The organism is Shewanella sp. (assembly GCF_051658185.1).
Classification (GTDB): domain Bacteria; phylum Pseudomonadota; class Gammaproteobacteria; order Enterobacterales; family Shewanellaceae; genus Shewanella.
The window spans coordinates 1-18,931 of the sequence record NZ_JBOFMC010000034.1; the positions used below are offsets into that span (position 1 = coordinate 1).

The 18,931-nt window shown below is 48.6% G+C and carries 19 protein-coding genes, 1 tRNA gene and 1 pseudogene; 16 read left to right on the forward strand and 5 right to left on the reverse strand.

Annotated features, from left to right (window positions below; translation table 11 throughout):
- Positions 1–285: 285 nt before the first annotated feature.
- Both ACRCZA_RS01395 and ACRCZA_RS01400 read right to left on the reverse strand, forming a co-directional pair.
- A tRNA-Arg gene (locus ACRCZA_RS01395) sits at positions 286–361 on the reverse strand.
- Between the two features lie 55 nt (positions 362–416).
- Positions 417–1,583, reverse strand: a complete 1,167-nt coding sequence (locus ACRCZA_RS01400) for a flagellar assembly protein T N-terminal domain-containing protein (protein WP_438672701.1) — start codon at positions 1,581–1,583, stop codon at positions 417–419.
- Positions 1,584–2,076: 493 nt separating this feature from the next.
- Here ACRCZA_RS01400 and ACRCZA_RS01405 point away from each other — a divergent pair, with 493 nt between their 5' ends.
- Positions 2,077–2,715, forward strand: coding sequence for a FlgO family outer membrane protein (locus ACRCZA_RS01405; RefSeq protein WP_438672702.1), 639 nt, complete (start codon positions 2,077–2,079; stop codon positions 2,713–2,715).
- Positions 2,712–3,161, forward strand: coding sequence for an LPP20 family lipoprotein (locus ACRCZA_RS01410; RefSeq protein ID WP_438672703.1), 450 nt, complete (start codon positions 2,712–2,714; stop codon positions 3,159–3,161). The genes ACRCZA_RS01405 and ACRCZA_RS01410 overlap by 4 nt, the downstream gene beginning before the upstream one ends.
- Before the next feature lie 263 nt (positions 3,162–3,424).
- Here ACRCZA_RS01410 and ACRCZA_RS01415 read toward each other — a convergent pair whose 3' ends face one another.
- The 3 genes from ACRCZA_RS01415 to flgA all read right to left on the reverse strand — a co-directional run bounded on the left by ACRCZA_RS01415 (position 3,425) and on the right by flgA (position 5,006).
- Entirely contained in the window at positions 3,425–3,850 is a 426-nt protein-coding gene (locus ACRCZA_RS01415; protein WP_438672704.1) for a flagella synthesis protein FlgN, read from the reverse strand.
- Between the two features lie 2 nt (positions 3,851–3,852).
- Positions 3,853–4,203: a flagellar biosynthesis anti-sigma factor FlgM gene (flgM, locus tag ACRCZA_RS01420; protein WP_438672705.1), complete on the reverse strand. Its 351-nt coding sequence runs from the start codon at positions 4,201–4,203 to the stop codon at positions 3,853–3,855.
- A gap of 74 nt (positions 4,204–4,277) precedes the next feature.
- Positions 4,278–5,006, reverse strand: a complete 729-nt coding sequence (gene flgA, locus ACRCZA_RS01425; RefSeq protein ID WP_438672706.1) for a flagellar basal body P-ring formation chaperone FlgA — start codon at positions 5,004–5,006, stop codon at positions 4,278–4,280.
- Between the two features lie 203 nt (positions 5,007–5,209).
- Here flgA and ACRCZA_RS01430 point away from each other — a divergent pair, with 203 nt between their 5' ends.
- The 14 genes and pseudogenes from ACRCZA_RS01430 to ACRCZA_RS01495 form a co-directional block, all read left to right on the forward strand.
- Positions 5,210–6,130 carry a chemotaxis protein CheV gene (locus ACRCZA_RS01430; protein ID WP_438672707.1) on the forward strand — a complete coding sequence of 307 codons (921 nt, stop codon included), beginning with the start codon at positions 5,210–5,212 and terminating at the stop codon, positions 6,128–6,130.
- A gap of 235 nt (positions 6,131–6,365) precedes the next feature.
- Complete coding sequence (locus ACRCZA_RS01435; protein WP_438672708.1) at positions 6,366–7,205, forward strand: CheR family methyltransferase; 840 nt, start codon at positions 6,366–6,368, stop codon at positions 7,203–7,205.
- Between the two features lie 200 nt (positions 7,206–7,405).
- Entirely contained in the window at positions 7,406–7,810 is a 405-nt protein-coding gene (gene flgB, locus ACRCZA_RS01440; protein WP_438672709.1) for a flagellar basal body rod protein FlgB, read from the forward strand.
- Between the two features lie 2 nt (positions 7,811–7,812).
- A complete protein-coding gene (gene flgC / locus ACRCZA_RS01445; protein ID WP_438672710.1) occupies positions 7,813–8,232 on the forward strand; it encodes a flagellar basal body rod protein FlgC in 420 nt (139 codons plus the stop codon).
- Between the two features lie 12 nt (positions 8,233–8,244).
- Positions 8,245–8,931 carry a flagellar hook assembly protein FlgD gene (gene flgD / locus ACRCZA_RS01450; RefSeq protein ID WP_438672711.1) on the forward strand — a complete coding sequence of 229 codons (687 nt, stop codon included), beginning with the start codon at positions 8,245–8,247 and terminating at the stop codon, positions 8,929–8,931.
- A gap of 105 nt (positions 8,932–9,036) precedes the next feature.
- Positions 9,037–10,398 carry a flagellar hook protein FlgE gene (gene flgE / locus ACRCZA_RS01455; RefSeq protein WP_438672712.1) on the forward strand — a complete coding sequence of 454 codons (1,362 nt, stop codon included), beginning with the start codon at positions 9,037–9,039 and terminating at the stop codon, positions 10,396–10,398.
- 412 nt (positions 10,399–10,810) lie between these two features.
- Positions 10,811–11,554, forward strand: coding sequence for a flagellar basal-body rod protein FlgF (flgF, locus tag ACRCZA_RS01460; RefSeq protein ID WP_438672713.1), 744 nt, complete (start codon positions 10,811–10,813; stop codon positions 11,552–11,554).
- An 11-nt stretch (positions 11,555–11,565) separates the two neighbouring features.
- On the forward strand, positions 11,566–12,354 hold the full coding sequence (gene flgG / locus ACRCZA_RS01465; RefSeq protein WP_438672714.1) for a flagellar basal-body rod protein FlgG: 789 nt from the start codon (positions 11,566–11,568) through the stop codon (positions 12,352–12,354).
- A 10-nt stretch (positions 12,355–12,364) separates the two neighbouring features.
- Complete coding sequence (gene flgH / locus ACRCZA_RS01470; RefSeq protein WP_438672715.1) at positions 12,365–13,042, forward strand: flagellar basal body L-ring protein FlgH; 678 nt, start codon at positions 12,365–12,367, stop codon at positions 13,040–13,042.
- A 12-nt stretch (positions 13,043–13,054) separates the two neighbouring features.
- Positions 13,055–14,176 (forward strand): flagellar basal body P-ring protein FlgI, encoded by a 1,122-nt coding sequence (locus tag ACRCZA_RS01475; RefSeq protein WP_438672716.1) that lies wholly within the window; start codon positions 13,055–13,057, stop codon positions 14,174–14,176.
- Positions 14,177–14,193: 17 nt separating this feature from the next.
- On the forward strand, positions 14,194–15,390 hold the full coding sequence (flgJ, locus tag ACRCZA_RS01480; RefSeq protein WP_438672717.1) for a flagellar assembly peptidoglycan hydrolase FlgJ: 1,197 nt from the start codon (positions 14,194–14,196) through the stop codon (positions 15,388–15,390).
- A 41-nt stretch (positions 15,391–15,431) separates the two neighbouring features.
- Positions 15,432–17,354, forward strand: a complete 1,923-nt coding sequence (flgK, locus tag ACRCZA_RS01485; protein WP_438672718.1) for a flagellar hook-associated protein FlgK — start codon at positions 15,432–15,434, stop codon at positions 17,352–17,354.
- Positions 17,355–17,392: 38 nt separating this feature from the next.
- On the forward strand, positions 17,393–18,604 hold the full coding sequence (flgL, locus tag ACRCZA_RS01490; RefSeq protein ID WP_438672719.1) for a flagellar hook-associated protein FlgL: 1,212 nt from the start codon (positions 17,393–17,395) through the stop codon (positions 18,602–18,604).
- A 163-nt stretch (positions 18,605–18,767) separates the two neighbouring features.
- A pseudogene (locus ACRCZA_RS01495) lies at positions 18,768–18,931 on the forward strand (flagellin); the annotation flags it as partial.

Consider the following 18,931-nt stretch of genomic DNA (forward strand, 5'->3'; position numbering starts at 1 on the left):
TAAAGTTGGACGCCGTTTATGATCATGTACGGTGACCGAGTATCGTTGTGATAAACCGCCACTTACACAGAAAATTTTATAGTCTCTTGTTCAGATAAAGGTCATTTCAGGGCGTTTTCCTAAGTTGAGGTATCACCAATAACATTTAGCGGATTTATACATAGCGCCGAAGAGGGCGTTGTATAGGGCTAATTCGTTCTGGGGTGGTCTATAGGTGGTCTATGGGTGATTTGAAATGATAGCGCTGCTATAAACGCACTGAAATAAAAGGCGGAAAAATTAAGCTGGTCTCTCCACAGGGACTCGAACCCCGATCGGCCGCTTAGGAGGCGGCTGCTCTATCCTGTTGAGCTATGAAGAGACGTGGCTGATTATACTGGTTTTAGCTTTGATTAAAAGGCTTAAGATTTAGTTGCTTAAATCTTAAGCACGATGTCGTTTATCTGTACATTGTAGACAGCATTTTGATCTATTAGCACTGCGGTGGCGCTTTCTTCGCTCACCTGTTCTATTTGCACTGTCGCGCGGCTTTTACTGGCGATGGGGCGCATTTCATTGAGTCGATCGGGTAAGTTTTGCTGTAGTATCACTTGGAATTTATCGTCCACCTTGATGCCATGCTTCCTGCCCAGATTGAGAATGATGCGGTCTGCTTGGCGACTCACGACTTGGCCAAGGAGCGGGCGACAGTTGAGTGTTTCGTCTAGGTCGCGGCTCACTTGTTGCATTAGCTGTGTGATGTTGCGGCCGTAGGCCGAGCGCCAAAAACGCTCTGAGTTTGGCGCGATCGCGGCTTGGGCTGAAAATTCCCAAGGGGCGGAGATGCTGTAATGTTTGCTCCACAGCGTTTCGCCGCTAATGCCGTGATAGAGGTTCAGTTGCAGTTGAAAGTGCCTTTGCGGCGCTGTCTTGCTAAGGCCAAAAAAGCGCGATTGTGTGGGTTCTACCGATATATCCTTTATGTGTGGCAGCAAAATATATTGGCTGTCAGTAATTTCGCTGAGCCAGCTGGGTAGACGATAGCCGCGTACATCGACTAAGTCTTGATTGATGTCGAGTTTTTCTTTGGCGTGAAGGTGAGTGAATCCGCTATTGGAGTAACTATCAATACTGCTGGCCAATTTTTCTGCAATCACTTGTTCAAATCCCATCAGTTGGCCATAGCGGAGTTGGGCACGATCCTCGATATGGGCTTGTGGGATCAATATTGCGGCTTTTAACTGGCCGCCAGGGCATTGTTCTGTGGGGTCATCATCAATATCGAGCCGTAAGGAAACTTTGATTTTATTGCCTTGAATATGCTCATTAATCAGCTGGATGTTCATGGCTTGGGCATTGCGATTGACGGCAAAACTGTTTTGGGTCAGATGGCCGTTGATGGTTTGTTGTTCGCTCGTGATGTGAACGCCGGTGCTGAGGGTGGCATAGCTGACCGCTTGGTTGATGGCTTCTTCTCGCGCTTGGGCGATATTGCCATTGATGATCACGGCTTCGCCACTGGCTTCTATCCATTGCGCCATGACAGCGCTTGAGAGTAGGGCAAGGCTCAAGGTAATGAGCGAAGCGGATCGTAACATGAGCATCAATTTCGTCCTTAATCTAATCTTTTACGCTTAAGTTTTGGCGATGTGTTTTTGCTAAACGGTTTAGCGCGCGCGCCTAGGGTCAATTTACTGACAGCAATATTTTGCTGGTGCTAAGGCTAAAGCAAATTTCATGCCTTATGGACAACTTCTGACATAAAGTTATTCGATTGGCTGCCGATATCTTAACTACTTGGTTGCAGATAGCTTAACTACTTGGTTGCAGATAGCTTAACTACTTGGTTGCCGATATCTTAACTACTTGGTTGCAGATAGCTTAACTACTTGGTTGCCGATAGCTTAACTTGCTGGCGGTTTGTTGAATGGCTTGTGGGCACAATGAATGGACCAATGGACCAATGGACCATTAATCGGCTACCGGCTGGGCTGAATTGCTTTTCTGGTCCAAAAATTGCAGTCATTTGAGTTAATTGTACCTAGCAGACCTAAGCGTCATGCAATGATCCCATCCCAGTCTATACGAGGTATCTCAATGCTAAAGCGTATGCTGTTCCCTTTCGCCTTATTGCTGTTAGGTATAGGTGGATGCACCGCAAAACCGGTGGCGCCCCCTAAACCTAGCTTGGTGGACGGCAATGGTTTGCCACCGACCTCCGTGATTAATCATCTCTCCCAACGAATTGTGACCGAGTTGGTCAAGCAAAATGATGCATTGCGCTCGGATCAACCGATTGTGGTGGCAACCCCGGTGTTGGTCGGTGACATGAATAGCACCAACGCCTTAGCGCAGCAGTTACAGCAAGGATTGATGACATCTTTACACAGTTTTCAATTTAATGTGGTGGACTTAAATTTAGCCGAAGGGCTCCGGGTCACGCCCCAGGGGGATTTTGTGCTCACGCGTGACTGGCAAAAGCTATCAACCACCTTACCTGTGGAACATTTGCTGGTCTCGACGATGAGCATGACCACCACCGGTATGGCGATCAATTCCCGTATTGTGAATATCAATAATAATCGGGTGGTGTCGGCCTCACAAACCTATGTGACTCAACAAGCGTTGGCGAATTATCTACAGTTGTCGGAACAAGTGATCTCACAGGACGGCATGTTATATCGGCAAGCAAGCCCTGGGATGAATGAAGTGCGTGTATTAGGAGATGGGAAATGAAAGCTTATCTGTTACTGGTCGCCAGCCTGTTGCTGAGTGGTTGTGTCGCTAAGGACAAATATGTGCAATGGGAAGATGTACCGCCCCCCAGTTTTCCTAAGCTGACCGCCATTGGTTACGCCCCCTTAGCGACTCAGCCAGCCAAAGAGCCCTCCCAACGGGTATTAATGGCGATGCAAGCCTCTAAAATTGTGGCCTACCGCGAATTGGCTGAGCAGGTCTACGGCCAAAAAATTAGCGCTAATAGCAGTGTCAGTGAATGGATGCTGACGGATGATAATGTCAAGGCGTCGGTTTCTGGGGTGATCCGTGGGGCAAAAGTCGTGAAGAGTTACCCCGCTGGTGAGCATTATGTGACTGAGTTAGAGCTGGACTTTGCCCAAGTGTGGGCGCTATATCAACAGCAAAGTCGCCCACAACGAATAAAAACTGTTACTTACTTTTGATTGGTTGAGGGGAGTTGGACTCGAGTTTGTGTAGTGACCAGAGATCGGCTTGAACTTGTATGGCAATAGCTGCCGCGCCCATGCGCGGCTTTTTTGTGCAAGCAATCGGCGGCCTGATGGCGGAATCTGATGTCCTGCGGTTTTTAATTAAAGTCGCGGAGATGCGCTTGTCAGGCGGCTCAATCTAGCCAGATATTCACCATGGCGAGTCGTCAGCTGTGGTATGTAAAGGCGCGCGCCTAGGTCTAGGTTTAGATCTACGTCTACGCCTTGATATTATTACCTAAGGTCGAAATGGTGGAGGTTCTACCTTTATCATTGTAGGTCAGGCTGGTGGCATTGCGGCTAGTCTGTAGCGCTTGGGCTAAACGGTTTAAACTTGCCAAATTCATCTCAATTAAACTGGCGTTTTGTTCATTTAATGCTTGGCATTGCGCTAAGGCTTCTTGAACGGCCTTCATGTTATCGGCGAGGGCGGCTTCCTGAGTCAGTAATAATTTATCCGGATGCCTAGCAATAGCGTCATCATTGGCTTTAAGTTCAGCAAGGCTTTGGGATTTTTGCGCCGCCAAGGACAGTAGCAAATCTGCATTTTGACTCATCAACGCGGCTTTTTCTTCGGCGATAATCTGTTTTAAGGCCGCCAAGAGGGCGTGTTGTGAGTCAAGCAATTTTGCGATGTCTGTCATGATTACTCTTTATCTAAATCTTGGAGTTGTGCTTCAAAACTAGCGATGTTTGCGGCTAATTTTTCGGGATCGATTTTATAGCGGCCTTCCGCAATCGCTTGCTTGATCTCGGCCACTTTTTTAAGGTCGACTTCAGGTAGACTGGCCATTTTTGCCTGCGCGCCTTGGAGCTGCTGGGCTTGGGCCGTAATGACAACCGAGTCTCCCTTTTGTACTGGCTTCGATTGTGCTGGCGTGGATTTTGCCGTGACTTGCTCTGCCTGTGCGCTGTTGATTTGTTCGCTGTTCGTTTTGGCGATACCAGCTCGCAGCTGCGAAGTTGTACCAGTGTTGAGTTTAATATCAATGGCCATTTTTGGCTCCAGCGTCGGGTATACGGGAATGCTAAACTGTGTATCGGCAGCTTACTGAAAAGCTTTAGCGGATTTTACATTTTAACTTCAACTTCGCCAATGCCTGTCACTATAGCATCTAGTGTTTTGTTTGAGCTGCTATTTTTGACTTTAATTCGCTCACCTTGATTGCCATCCTGTAAGGCTTCGCCGGGCGTTTTTAAGGAAAAGGAGGCCGAGCGTACATAAATTGAAATCGCATCATTTTTACAGACAAAGCACAGATTATTGGCCTGGATAGGGGCATCTTTTGCTACACGGCGTTTTACCCGTGCGCCTTCGAGTTCGATTGGTGAACTAAATTGCATCCCGCGTAGGTTATTTTGCTCAATATAGCGAACGGCAACGTGGTGAGGCTGAATTAATTCCCCTGGCGCTAAGGTGGCAGTAGCCACGACAACGGGAAATAAAATATCGACACGCACCGACATAAACATTTGCCAAGGGTAGGCCAGATCTGGAGTATCACAACTGACCTTGAGGGTATTATTGCGGTTGATTTCCCGCTCGCTGGCGAGCTCGACTCGCAGTGGTGAGGCGCACTGCGATGGCAGCATACGCTGATCGATTGTCTGGGGGGTGATGTCTACCCTAGCATTGGCCGGTGCTGTGATCTTTTTATAAATAAGGGCTTTAGCTAATTCGGATATCGCCGATACACTGGGGGCACCTGCTTGAGCATTGGCCGCAGACGGCGCAGTGTTTGCCATTGCGGGCATACACAGGATAAAAATGCAGCAGAAAAAAACTAATTTTACTTTCATAATGAAGAGGCTAGCTTGTCGCGCTAGAATGTACCTATATATCAGTTTTATCGAACTTGATGAGCGTGTTAGCAATACAATCAGCGTCAAACCATTGACCTTCTTTTGACGATTTGTTTGCCTATCAGCAAATGTAAGCAATAACCATGCCTATGCTCAATGAGTCATAGGCCCGTGCATAAATAGAACAACAAGGCAGAGTTATGTCGAGTATCCTTGATTCAGTCAATAAGCGCACCCAATTGGTTGGCCAAAACCGTTTAGAGCTCTTGTTATTTAAGTTAAATGGTCGGCAGCGGTTTGGAATTAACGTCTTTAAGGTCAAAGAAGTGCTGCAGTGCCCTCCTTTGACCGCGTTGCCTAAGCTTAATCCTTACGTGAAAGGTGTGGCTCATATTCGTGGTACGACGATATCCGTGATCGATCTAAGCGCTGCTACTGGCGGGCGGCCTCTGACCAATATTGAAAATTGTTTTATCATTATTTCGGAGTATAACCGCAGTGTTCAGGGCTTTTTAGTCAGTTCTGTTGAGCGAATTATCAATATGAATTGGGAGGCCATTATGCCGCCTCCACAAGGCGCTGGACGCTATTCTTACTTGACGGCGGTGACTGAAATCGAAGGCGAATTGGTAGAGATCCTGGATGTTGAAAAAATTTTAGATGAGATCTCCCCGGTAAAAACCGCCATTAGTGAGGAGCTCAATGAGCAACTGACGCTCGATAGAGCTCAGCATTATCATGTGATGGTTATTGATGACTCCGCGGTGGCGCGAAAGCAGATTATTCGAGCCTTAGAATCGTTAAATTTACATATAGATACGGCAAAAGATGGCCGAGAAGCCTTAGATAAATTAAAAGCGATTGCTTGCGAAATGGACAATGTGGCCGATGAAATCCCACTGATCATTTCGGATATTGAGATGCCCGAAATGGATGGTTACACCTTAACGGCTGAAATTCGTGATGACCCTAAGCTTAAACATATCAAAGTGGTACTGCATACTTCTCTTAGTGGGGTGTTCAATCAAGCCATGGTACAAAAAGTGGGCGCCAATGATTTTATAGCCAAATTTAATCCCGATGAACTGGCTGCTGCGGTGAATAAACACCTGAGTTTGTAAGCCTTTAAAGTGTAAGCGCTTAAAAGATAACAATTTAAAGCATAAGTATTTAAATATTTTAGTATGTAAATATGTGTGCATTTAACGGTACGTTATTGCAAATGGCTCAAGTTAAATGTGTAAAAAAGTGAGCATTAAAGGGGGTGGGTTAGCGATTAGCGTGGCTTTGCGCTATTCTCAGCCCCGAGTAACGAGATGGTGCAGCACCATTGCTGAGCGCCATAGGATTTAGGATGTGAATGTGCCAAACAAATCCCTCGCCGAGACGGAATATAATCAATTTAGGCTGTTCTTAGAGCAGCATAGCGGCATTGTATTAGGCGAAAATAAGCAGTACTTAGTTCGTAGCCGGCTGGCGCCGTTAATGGGGAAGTATAATCTGCCTTCTTTGTCGGATGTGGTGAAACACTCCATGAAGCCGACCGAGCGCAGTTTACGGGCAGAAGTGATTGATGCCATGACCACTAACGAAACTCTGTGGTTTAGAGATCGCTATCCCTTTGAATTACTCAATAACGTATTGCTGCCTGAATACAGTCGTTTAGGTCGTCCCTTAAAAATTTGGTCGGCGGCCTGCTCATCAGGGCAAGAGCCTTATTCTTTAGCCATGACCATTTTGGAATACCAACAACGAAAACCTGGCGCATTGATAAGCGGCGCGGCAATTCAGGCCACCGATTTATCCCCGTCGATGTTAGAGCGTTGTAAGAGTGCCGAATACGACAGCTTGGCCTTAGCCCGAGGCTTGTCTGAGGAGCGTAAGCGGCAGTTTTTTGATCCCCTGCCTTCTGGCAATATGAAGGTAAAAGATACGGTTAAGCGTTTGGTCAACTTTAGAGCCCACAATTTGCTCGAAAGCTATTCCTTATTGGGTAAGTTTGACATTATCTTTTGTCGCAATGTGTTGATTTATTTTTCGCCAGAGGCAAAGGCAAAAATATTGCGGCAATTTGCTGCCGCCCTTAACCCGAAGGGGATTTTATTTTTAGGGGCTTCAGAATCCATTTCTGGCTTAACGGATGAATTTGATATGGTGCGTTGCAATCCTGGCATCTACTATCAGAAAAAAAACTAATCTTGTCTTAAGCTCACGTCTCCCTTACTGATTACCGACGCTCGTCGGTAATTTTTTACCCTGCATTGTTGCCGCCCTAGCATAATTGCGGCGCTCGATTGCGGTATAGCCCCCCCTAAAATGGTGTATTGCCTTGCCTAGGCAGTTTATTGGCACATGAATTGCAATACTTCGTCGAGCAATACGAAAGAGGCAATTTTATGGCGATCAATTTCGATAAGGCACTTGGCGTGCATCAGTTCACCTTAGGTATTCGTGCAGAGCGAGCCGAGGTCATTTCTAGCAATATTGCCAATGCTGATACCCCACATTATAAAGCCCGCGATGTCGATTTTGCCGCCGCCATGCAAAATGCTCAAAGCCAACAGCAGCAGCGTCAACAGCTCGAGAGAGACGGCGGGCAATCGCAGTTTGGCTTAGCCGAGTTAACGGGGCAGCATGTCAAGTTTCGTGTGCCGAATCAACCTGATACCGGCGATGGTAATACCGTCGATATCCAGCAAGAACAATCGGCATTTATGCAAAATGCCCTTGAGTATCAAATGTCATTAGGGTTTCTCGACAGTAAATTCAGCGGCATGAAAAAAGCGCTGAGAGGGGATTAACCATGAGTTTATTTAGCATTTTTGATGTTGCCGGTTCCGGGATGTCGGCGCAATCGGTCAGATTAAACACCACCGCCAGTAATATCGCCAACGCCGATTCGGTTTCAAGTAGCGTGGATAAAACCTATCGAGCCCGTCATCCGATTTTTGAAGCTGAAATGGCCAAAGCGCAGAGTCAGCAGCAAAGCTCTCAAGGGGTTGAAGTTAAAGGCATAGTGGAAAGCGATAAGCCGTTAATCAAAGAATACTCTCCGGATCATCCTATGGCCGATACCGATGGCTTTATCTATAAGCCCAATGTCAATGTGATGGAAGAAATGGCGAACATGATATCGGCCTCCCGCTCATATCAGATGAATGTTCAAGTTGCAGAAGCCGCAAAGTCGATGCTGCAGCAAACATTAGGTATGGGTAAACAATAGAGATAAGCGATTATGAGTATCAATTCAGTTAACCCCCTTGCGGGCAATGCCAATATCAAAACCGCCAGTACGGTGTCGGAAAATAGCAATCAGGAGTTGACCCAAGAGGATTTTTTCGCGCTGCTCAGTCAACAGCTTTCCATGCAGGATCCGTTTAAGCCGGTGGATAACGATACCATGATCGCGCAAATGGCATCTTTTTCGACGGTCGATGGGATTGGCAAACTTAATAAAGAAATTATTAACCTCAATACCGTGATGACCTCAAGCCAAGCCTTGCAGGCCTCGGGCTTGGTCGGACGAAAAGTCTTAATTCCATCGGATACTGGGGTGATTTCTGCCGACGATCCCGGCATGAAAGGGGTGATCAGTACTCCTGAAAAAATTGAGAGCATCAAAGTCAGCATTGAAGATGAGAGTGGCCAAGTTATCAAAACCTTTACCGTTGATGGCAGTGAAGGCGGCAATATTGATGTGAGTTGGGATGGCCTTGATAAAGATGGCAACCCGGTAGACCCCGGCAAATACAGCATCAAAGCCAATGGTATTGTGGATGGAAAAGCGCAGGATTTAGCGGTGTCAACTTACGCCCATGTGAGCAGTGTGTCTTTAGGCGCCTCACAGTCTGGGCCCATTTTAAACTTACGCGGCATCGGTGGGATTTTACTGTCGGACGTCTTAGCGGTTTCGGAAGTGTAGCTTGTTAATATCGTTGATAAGCAATCACCTAGGTTAATTTTCGACTTGTTTATTCCGCATTTTCCCAAGATGTGAAGCGGATTTGACAGATTAAAGAGGTAAAGTATGTCATTTAATATTGCACTGAGCGGCATCGCAGCAGCACAAAAAGATCTTAATACCACAGCAAACAACATTGCCAACGTGAATACCATTGGCTTTAAAGAGTCCCGCACTGAATTTGCGGATGTTTATGCCAATTCGATTTTTGCGAATGGTAAGACAACCGTCGGGGGCGGGGTGACCACGACTCAGGTCGCTCAGCAGTTCCATCAAGGGAGCATGCAGTTTACCAATAACGCGCTGGATATGGCGATTAATGGCGGCGGCTTCTTTATTACGTCATCGGGTGTGGATTCTCAGGACTTTTCTTTTACCCGTGCTGGGGCATTTAAGCGTAATCAAGATGGATTTTTAGTCGATTCTGTCGGTAATTATCTGCAAAGCTTTCCGGTCGATAAAGACGGCAATTCTACCTCGGTGAGTTTAACCACCACCAAGCCGATCCAAGTGCCCGATACTGCCGGTAGCCCGATTAAAACCGGGAATGTCGATATCAGCATGAACCTTGATTCGACCCAAGAAGCCAAAGATCCGGCGCTGTTTGATCCCAATGACTCCGATACCTTTAATAACTCCACCGCGATCACCATTTATGATTCGCTCGGTGAAGCCCACACGCTGACCACCTACTTCGTGCGTCCTCAAGATGCTGCCTATACGGGCGAGAGTAACTGGGTGGCATTTTATGCCATTGATGGCAAACCCGTTAACCTAGATGGCGGCGCGGGCAGCTATCAAACCGATACCACTGGAGACGGGTTACCCGATAGCACAGGCCTAGCGCAAAACGCTGCGGGTTGGACTGGCGCGGCCATTAAATTTAACTCTGCTGGTGGCTATGTCGGCACCGATCCTGCCGTGATTAAAACCGAAGCTTTAGGCGTGGGTGGCGCCGACGTGCTTGGCCCGGCAGCCGATGGCGCGCAAACCATCACCATTAAATTTGATAATCCGACCCAATTTTCTGAAAAGTTTAATGCCACCAAATTATCCCAAGACGGGGTGACCGTTGGCCGTTTAACCAATGTGGAAGTGGGGGCCGATGGCCTGATCTCAGCCCAGTACAGTAATGGCTCAACGGTGCCGTTAGCGCGAGTGGCGCTCGCAAACTTTTCCAATGAACAGGGCTTAACCCAAGTGGGGAATACGTCTTGGAAAGCCAGTTTAGCCTCGGGCAATGCGCTGGCAGGGGAGGCGAATAACGGCACCTTTGGTAGCATTCGTTCATCGGCGCTTGAGCAATCTAACGTGGACTTGACGGCTGAATTAGTTGATTTAATTTCAGCCCAGCGTAATTTCCAAGCGAACTCTCGGACCTTAGAGGTCAACAATACCCTGCAGCAAACTATCCTGCAGATCCGCTAATGGGCTAAGCCGTTTGCTAGGCGCCAGTAAGCGATTGCTGGCGCTTTTTTATTAGTTCAACGTGCTGAACCTGAACCTGAACCTGAACCTGAACCTGAACCTGAACCTGAACCTGAACCTGGCCTAGCGCCCGCATTACTCTTGGCGTCATGCCTCCCGCCTCGTCATTAATGGTCAGTATCATGAATGGCCACTTCATCGCTCTGGCAGCTTGTCTCTTGCTCACCGCTTGCCTCTTACTCATCGCTTACCGCTTACCGTGACCGCTTGCCTTTTACTGGTACTGGCAGCCTATCTCTTCGCGAACACTTACGTTGAGGGGAGCGGCAATCGCGCCGCGCATGGGAGGGTTTGAGTTCTGGCATAAATCTTGCTGTATTGCCGTTAAGTTGAAAGATTGACGGAGTGTATCGTGGACAAATTACTCTACGTTGCTATGAGTGGCGCCAAGCAAAATATGAATGCCCTTGCCGTAAGGGGTAATAACCTTGCCAATGCCAATACCGATGGTTTCAAGGCGGATATGGTGCAAGCTAGAGCCATGCAGGCCTTTGGTGAAGGCATGCCGACGCGGGTATTTGCCATGACCGAGCAACCCTCCGCCAATTTTCGCTCTGGCCCGCTGAAATCAACCGGCCGAGATTTAGATATTGCGGTAAAAGATCAAGGCTGGATAGCCGTGCAAGATGGCAAAGGCGGTGAGGCTTATACCCGCTCAGGCAGCCTGCGTTATGACAATACCGGCTTGTTGACCAATGAGCGCGGCACCCCTGTGATGGGGGATAACGGTCCTATCGTGTTACCGCTACCGATTGAAAAAGTCGAAATCGCCCAAGATGGTACGATTTCGGTCCGGCCTATGGGTGCGACCGCTGAGGTGATTGAAACCGTTGGGCGGATCAAGCTGGTCAATCCTGATCATCGCCAATTAATGCGCGGCGAAGATGGGTTGTTCCGTCAAATCAATGGCGAGATCGCACCAAGCGATTTAGGCGTGAGTATTGAAAGCGGCATGATTGAGGGCAGCAATGTTAATGCTGTTGATGAAATGGTGTCGCTGATCAGCCTGCAACGTCAATTTGAGATGCAAGTAAAAATGATGAAAACCGCAGAAGAGAACGACCGTGCTTCTGCTTCTTTGATGCGCATTAGCTAGGAGTCACGATCATGCATCCTGCGTTATGGATAAGTAAAACTGGCTTAGATGCCCAACAAACCGATATTGCCGTCATTTCAAACAACGTCGCTAACGCCAGTACCGTTGGGTTTAAAAAAGGCCGAGCGGTGTTTGAAGATCTGCTTTACCAAACCGTGAACCAAGCGGGCGGGGTGAGTGCATCCAACACAAAATTACCCAATGGTTTGAATTTAGGGGCCGGTACAAAAGTCGTCGCCACTCAAAAAATATTCTCTCAAGGCAACATGTTAACTACGGATAACGCCTTAGATTTAATGGTTGAAGGTCCAGGTTTTTTTGAAATTGAATTACCTGACGGCACCACGGCTTACACCCGTAACGGCCAATTTTCGTTGGATGATACCGGGCAAATTGTCACCTCAGGCGCAGGGTTTGTGCTGCAGCCGGCGATCACTATTCCGGACAATGCCATCAGCATTACCGTGTCGGCAGAAGGCGAAGTCTCGGTAAAAACCAGCGATGCCGCCGAAAACCAAGTCGTTGGCCAATTAACGATTTCTGACTTTATCAATCCCTCAGGACTCGATCCGATTGGGCAAAATCTCTACGTCGAAACCGGCGCCAGTGGGGTGCCCATTCAAGGTACCGCCTCCCTCGATGGCTTAGGCGCCATCCGTCAGGGCGCACTGGAAACCTCGAACGTCAATGTGACAGAAGAGTTAGTGAATTTAATTGAAAGTCAGCGGGTTTATGAAATGAACTCCAAGGTGATTTCTGCGGTAGATCAAATGCTGGCCTATGTTAATCAGAATTTATAAGGGGGCTAGCATGTGCCGTTGTTTGTTATTAGGGCTAGTGGTGTTGGGGCTCACGGGCTGTGCCAGTTCGCAGCAAAAACCGATCCCCGATGATCCCTTTTATGCGCCGGTTTATCCAGATACGCCCGTGACGCGCACGGCACCAACGGGCTCGATTTATTTAGATAGCCAAGCCACCTCATTGTATACCGATCTGCGGGCCCATAAGGTTGGCGACATTATTACCGTGGTCTTAACCGAATCGACCAAGGCGAAAAAGAGTGCGGGCAATCAAGTCAAAAAAGCGACGGATGTGAATATTAACCCGCTGTATTTGGGCGGGAATAATTTAACGATTAAGGGCAATCCGTTAGATGCGCGCTATCAAGATAGTATGAATACCAACCGAGAGTCCGATGCCGATCAAAGCAATAGTTTATCCGGCAGCATCTCGGCCAACGTGATGCAAGTCTTGGCTAACGGTAACTTGGTGATCCGCGGCGAAAAGTGGATCACCATCAATAATGGTGATGAATTTATTCGCGTGACGGGGATTGTGCGCCCGCAGGATATCACGCCGGACAATACCATCGACTCGCCGCGCGTCGCCAATGCGCGTATTCAATACAGTGGCACAGGTACTTTTGCCGATGCGCAAAAAGTGGGTTGGCTGAGCCAATTCTTCCTAGGCGAGTGGTGGCCGTTTTAACGGAGCATGATCATGATACATATTCAGCGTTTAGTTAACTTCTCTCTCCCTCACATAGCGTTTGCGGCACTGCTGCTCAGTTTGGCGCAGCCAGTGAGCGCCCAGCGGATCAAAGACATTGCCAATGTGCAAGGGGTACGGGATAACCAATTGATGGGCTATGGTTTGGTGGTCGGCCTGCCGGGAACAGGGGAAAAAACGACGTACACCGAACAAACCTTTAAAACCATGCTAAAGAACTTTGGCATTAATCTGCCCGATAATGTGCGGCCTAAAATCAAAAACGTCGCGGTGGTGGCGGTACATGCCGATATGCCGGCGTTTATCAAGCCGGGGCAAACCATGGATGTTACCGTATCGAGCATTGGCGAAGCCAAAAGCTTACGGGGCGGCACCTTATTGCAAACTTTACTCAAGGGGATTGATGGCAATGTTTATGCCATTGCCCAGGGCAGTATGGTGGTCAGCGGTTTTAGTGCCGACGGCCTTGATGGCTCTAAGGTTATCCAAAATACCCCCACCGTTGGGCGCATCCCCAATGGTGCGATTGTCGAGCGCAGTGTGCCCAGCCCTTTTAGTTCCGGCGATTATTTGACGTTTAATTTACGCCGCTCGGATTTTTCGACCGCCCAGCGCATGGCCAATGCCATTAATGAATTACTCGGCCCCGATATGGCGCGGGCATTAGATGCCACCTCGGTTCAGGTCAGCGCCCCAAGGGATGCCTCCCAGCGCGTCTCTTTTTTAGCCACCCTTGAGAATATCGAGGTGGAGCCTGCGGATGAGTCGGCCAAGGTGATTGTTAATTCACGGACCGGCACCATAGTGGTTGGCCAAAATGTGAAGTTATTTCCGGCGGCCGTGACACATGGCGGCTTAACGGTGACCATTGCTGAAGCCACTCAGGTTTCTCAACCCAACGCCTTGGCTAATGGCGATACTGTTGTCACCTCTAACTCCACCATCGGGGTGAATGAAAGCGACCGTCGCATGTTTTTATTTAATCCGGGCACGACTTTAGATGAGCTTGTAAGAGCGGTGAATTTAGTCGGCGCCGCGCCCTCTGATGTATTAGCGATCCTCGAGGCGTTAAAAGTGGCCGGAGCTTTGCATGGTGAGCTTATCATCATCTAGTTTCTGTCGGGAAAATTATGGAAAAGCTGTCAAATTCATCACATTTCCTTGATTTGGGCGGCCTTGATTCCTTACGTGCACAGGCGCAGCGGGATGAACAGGGCGCCCTGAAACAAGTTGCACAACAATTTGAAGGAATTTTTGTGCAAATGCTGATGAAAAGCATGCGTGAAGCGAATGCCGTGTTTGAGTCCGACAGCCCGATGAACAGCCAGTACACCAAGTTTTACGAACAGATGCACGATCAGCAAATGTCTGTCGAATTGTCATCTAAGGGCGTGCTGGGGCTGGCCGATGTGATGGTTCAGCAACTATCACCCAAGGCCACCAAAACCCAGTCGGCATTTGCCGAAAATGAGGCAAATGCCCTTGAACGCCAAGGGTTATCTGTTGAGCGCCAAGCCATGCCCCTGACACGCAAAGCCAGCAAGGCACCAGAACTCGGCCAGCGCGCTCAAGATGATGTGAATCCACAAGCCCTGAGTCAGCTTGCCGCTGAAAATCCGCCCAGTACCGCGGTGTTAAATGACACTGCAACATTAAACAACCAAGCCACGATGGCGGCGATGGCCGACCCCAATGATGTGACCTCCTTGTTTTTTGATGCGGTGCAAGCCTTGCAACCCTCAAAGCTTGCCGAGGCGCCCGCTCTGGCTGAGCTTGATAAGGTACTTAGCGGCAAGAGTTTGCCTACGCCTGCCAAGGTGGCCGGCAGTGAGCAGATTAACAGTCAAGCGGACTTTGTGCGGGTGCTTTATCCCTACGCGGTGAAAGCGGCCGAGGCGATTGGCACTGAGCCCGAGTTATTATTGGCTCAATCGGCCCTCGAAACCGGCTGGGGGCAAAAAATGGTTAAAGGTCGTAATGGCGACCCAAGCTACAACTTATTTAATATCAAGGCCGATAGGCGTTGGCAGGGGCACAAAGCACAGGTGAGTACCTTGGAATATGAGCAAGGCATTGCTGTTAGGCAAAATGCCAATTTCCGTGTTTATGATAATTTTGAGGATAGTTTCAACGACTTGGTCAATTTTATCGCGACGAATGATCGCTATCAGCATGCCCGTACCCAGGCCGATAAGCCCGCCGAGTTTATTCGCAGTTTACACCGGGCAGGCTACGCCACCGATCCTCAGTACGCCAATAAAGTGCTCAAGGTGCTTAGCACTATTAAGTCTGATTTTGCAGAATTTCTGGTTAAGGAAGCCCAATAATGCCCAATGTCGCCGCCATCCAACGAGGGGAGCAGTAGTCCATGGCTAATGATTTATTCAGTATTGCCCAAAGTGGGATCATGGCGTCCCAAGCGCAGTTGGGGGTCACCAGTAACAATATTGCCAACGTCAATACCGTCGGGTACAACCGTCAAGTGGCCATCCAAGGCTCGATGGGGAGTCAAAATCTCGGTGGGCAATTTTACGGGACAGGTACTTACGTTTCTGAAGTGAAACGAATTTATAACGAGTACGCCGCCAGAGAATTGCGCATTGGGCAAACGGGGCTGAGCGGCGCTGAGACCAGCTTGACTAAACTTAACGAGATGGATCAGTTGTTTTCGCAAATCGGTAAAGCCGTACCCAAGTCGCTTAATGATCTGTTTGATACCTTAAATAGCCTGGGTGACCAACCACAGGATATCGGTATCCGAAATGCTATCCTCACCACCGCTTCGCAATTGGCCAATAGCCTTAACCAAATGCAATCGAGCCTCAATGGGCAAATGAGTCAGACCCATGATGAGATGAAGAATGTCGTGGGTCGCATTAATGATATCAGCACTGAAATCGCCGAAATCAATCGCGAGTTGATGAAAAGCGCGGGCAATGACTCGCAGCTGCGCGATCGCCAAGATGCCTTAATCCAAGAATTGAGCCAATACGCCGAGGTGAATGTGATCCCGCTGGATAACGGCGGGCGCAGCATCATGCTGGGCAGTGCGTTTATGTTGGTGTCGAGCGATCAAGCCTCGACCATGGGCGTGAAAGAGGGCGATCCCTTTGCCAATGAGATAGAACTCACCTTCCGTGTCGGTGATACCGCGATGAAACTTGATGCCAGTAAATTAGGCGGGCAACTGGGTGCCTTGTTTGATTTTCGTGAGCAAACTTTACTGCCCGCAAGCCAAGAGTTGGGGCAAATGGCGTTAGGGATTGCCGATGCCTTTAATCAAATGCAGGCCAAAGGGTTTGATCTTAACGGGTTAGTCGGTAAGCCGATTTTTACCGATATCAATGATCCCACCATGGCCGCTGGACGAGTGGGCGCCATGGCAAATAATACCGGTAATGCCAGTCTCAGCGTCAATATTGACAATGTCGGCGCCCTCAGCGGTGGCAGCTATGAGCTGAGTTTTACGGCACCCTCGAGTTATCAGTTAAAAGACAGCAAAACCGGTGCGATCACACCCTTAACGCTCAATGGGGATAAGCTTGAGGGCGGCGCCGGGTTTAGTATCAAAATAGATGCTGGCGCCATGGCGTCAGGGGATAAATTTGAAATACGCCCCACCGCCAATGCCGCATCGCAGCTGAGTGTGACCCTCACTGATCCTAAGGGCATCGCGGCCGCAGCCCCCAAAATCAGTGGCGATGCCGCTAACACGGGCAGCAGCGTAAAGCTTGTCAGTATTGACGATCGCAATGCGGCGAATTTCCCGCAAACGGGCAGTGAATTGGTGTTTGAGCTTGATACCAGTGTGACGCCTCCCACCTATGAAGTATTTGATACCGATGGCAACTCACTGGCTGTTGGCGCCGCCACCGGCACGCCACCCCAAGTGAGCGCTTTTGGCTTTACCTTTGAAATTGAAGCTAACGGTGGGACGAACGAGCGCTTTACCTTCGATTTAAGTTTTGCCCCCGGAGATAACACCAATGCCATTGAAATGGCGAAATTAAGTGACGCCAAGTTAATGAATAATGGTAAGTCGACCCTTGCCGATGTGTTTGAACAAACCAAACAAGATATCGGTAGCCAAACCAAGTCCGCCTTGGTGCGCGCGACAACGGCGGAGGCGATATATAAACAAGCCTACGACAGGGTGCAATCAGAATCCGGGGTCAACCTCGATGAAGAAGCGGCTAACCTGATGAAATTTCAGCAATCATATCAGGCTTCGGCGCGAGTAATGTCAACGGCATCCACCCTGTTTGATACCTTGTTTAGCTCGCTCCGTTAAACGAGCCTGATGTTAGCGCCATATTGAAAGGACACGCTATGCGAATTTCAACCTCCCAAATGTACAACCAAGGTGTGAGTAGCATTCTTGATAAGCAAAGTTCGACCAATAAACTGCTGCAACAACTCGACAGTGGTAAAAAGGTGAACACCGCAGGGGACGATCCCTATGCTGCGATTGCCATTGATAACTTGAATCAAAAAAATAGCCAGATTGAACAATATATTAAGAATATTGATTACAGCCAGAATCGCCTCTCCAATACGGAAAATCTCCTCGGCAGCGCTGAAAATGCGGTGATGTCTGTCAAGGATCTGCTGTTGGCCGCAAGTAACGGCAGCCTCACGGCAACCGAGCGGCAAACTCTTGCCAGCGAAATGCAGGGCAATCTCGATGCCCTCATGGCGATAGCCAATAGCCAAGATGAAGCGGGCAACTATATTTTTGGCGGTTTTAATAACGATTCCGCCCCGTTTAGTTTTGATAACTCAGGCAAGGTGGTTTACGCCGGTGACAGCGGCGTGCGTCAAAGTCTGGTGGCCTCCGGGGTATCGATGGGGACCAATATTCCTGGCAATGTCGCCTTTATGCAAGCGGCAAACCCTTTGGGGGATTTTGGTGTCAAATATTTGGCAAACCAGCAAGGGGAATTAACGGTAAGCTCCGCCAAAATCACTGACAGCGGCGCCCATATCCCACAAAATCCAAATACTTATAGCGTGACTTTTAATGATAATGGCGCAGGTGGAATAAGTGCCGCCATTGTTGGTGGCAGTGGCGATGTATGGAACGTGGACCCTGTTGATCCCGCCGCGCCGCTAAGCGTCAATGGCATTGATATCCAGCTCGCCTCCCTTCCTACCGCCGGCGATGGTTTTACCCTCGAGGCCCAACGCGAGGTCAGTATTTTAGATTCCCTCAATCAAGCCATCGCGCTGGTGAGTGATGAAACGCGCATTAATTCTCCGGCCGGTCAATCCGAGTTGGCACAGCTTTTGAATAATATTGATAGCGGTTTTAATCAATTAGGCACGGCGAGAGCGGCAACCGGTACTGCACTTAAACAACTTGAGCATTACAGCGGGTCGCATACAGAAGAACAGCTCGTGAATAAGTCTGCATTAACACTGCTTGAAGATCTGGATTTTGCTGAGGCATTTAGTGAGTTTCAAAAGCAACAATTAGCACTCAATGCCGTGAGCAGTGTGTTTAGTAAAATCAATTCAACCTCCTTGTTTGATTACCTCTAAGGTAGGCGACAAGTGGATGGTAAATATGACTTTATGGCCAAGATGTGAATATTGAAATGAAAAACATATTCACATCTTGATGAAATTCAGATGGTTAACACTATCGACCGATTGATTGAGCCAAGCTCTGGGCCTTGGCATTACAAATAAAGAGGAACCTCACATGGCTATTACCGTCAATACCAACGTTACATCGATGCAATCGCAAAAGACCCTCAATAAAGCCAACAGTGCACTGCAAACCTCGATGGAGCGTTTATCATCAGGCCTACGCATCAACAGCGCCAAAGATGATGCCGCCGGTCTACAAATTTCTAACCGCATGAC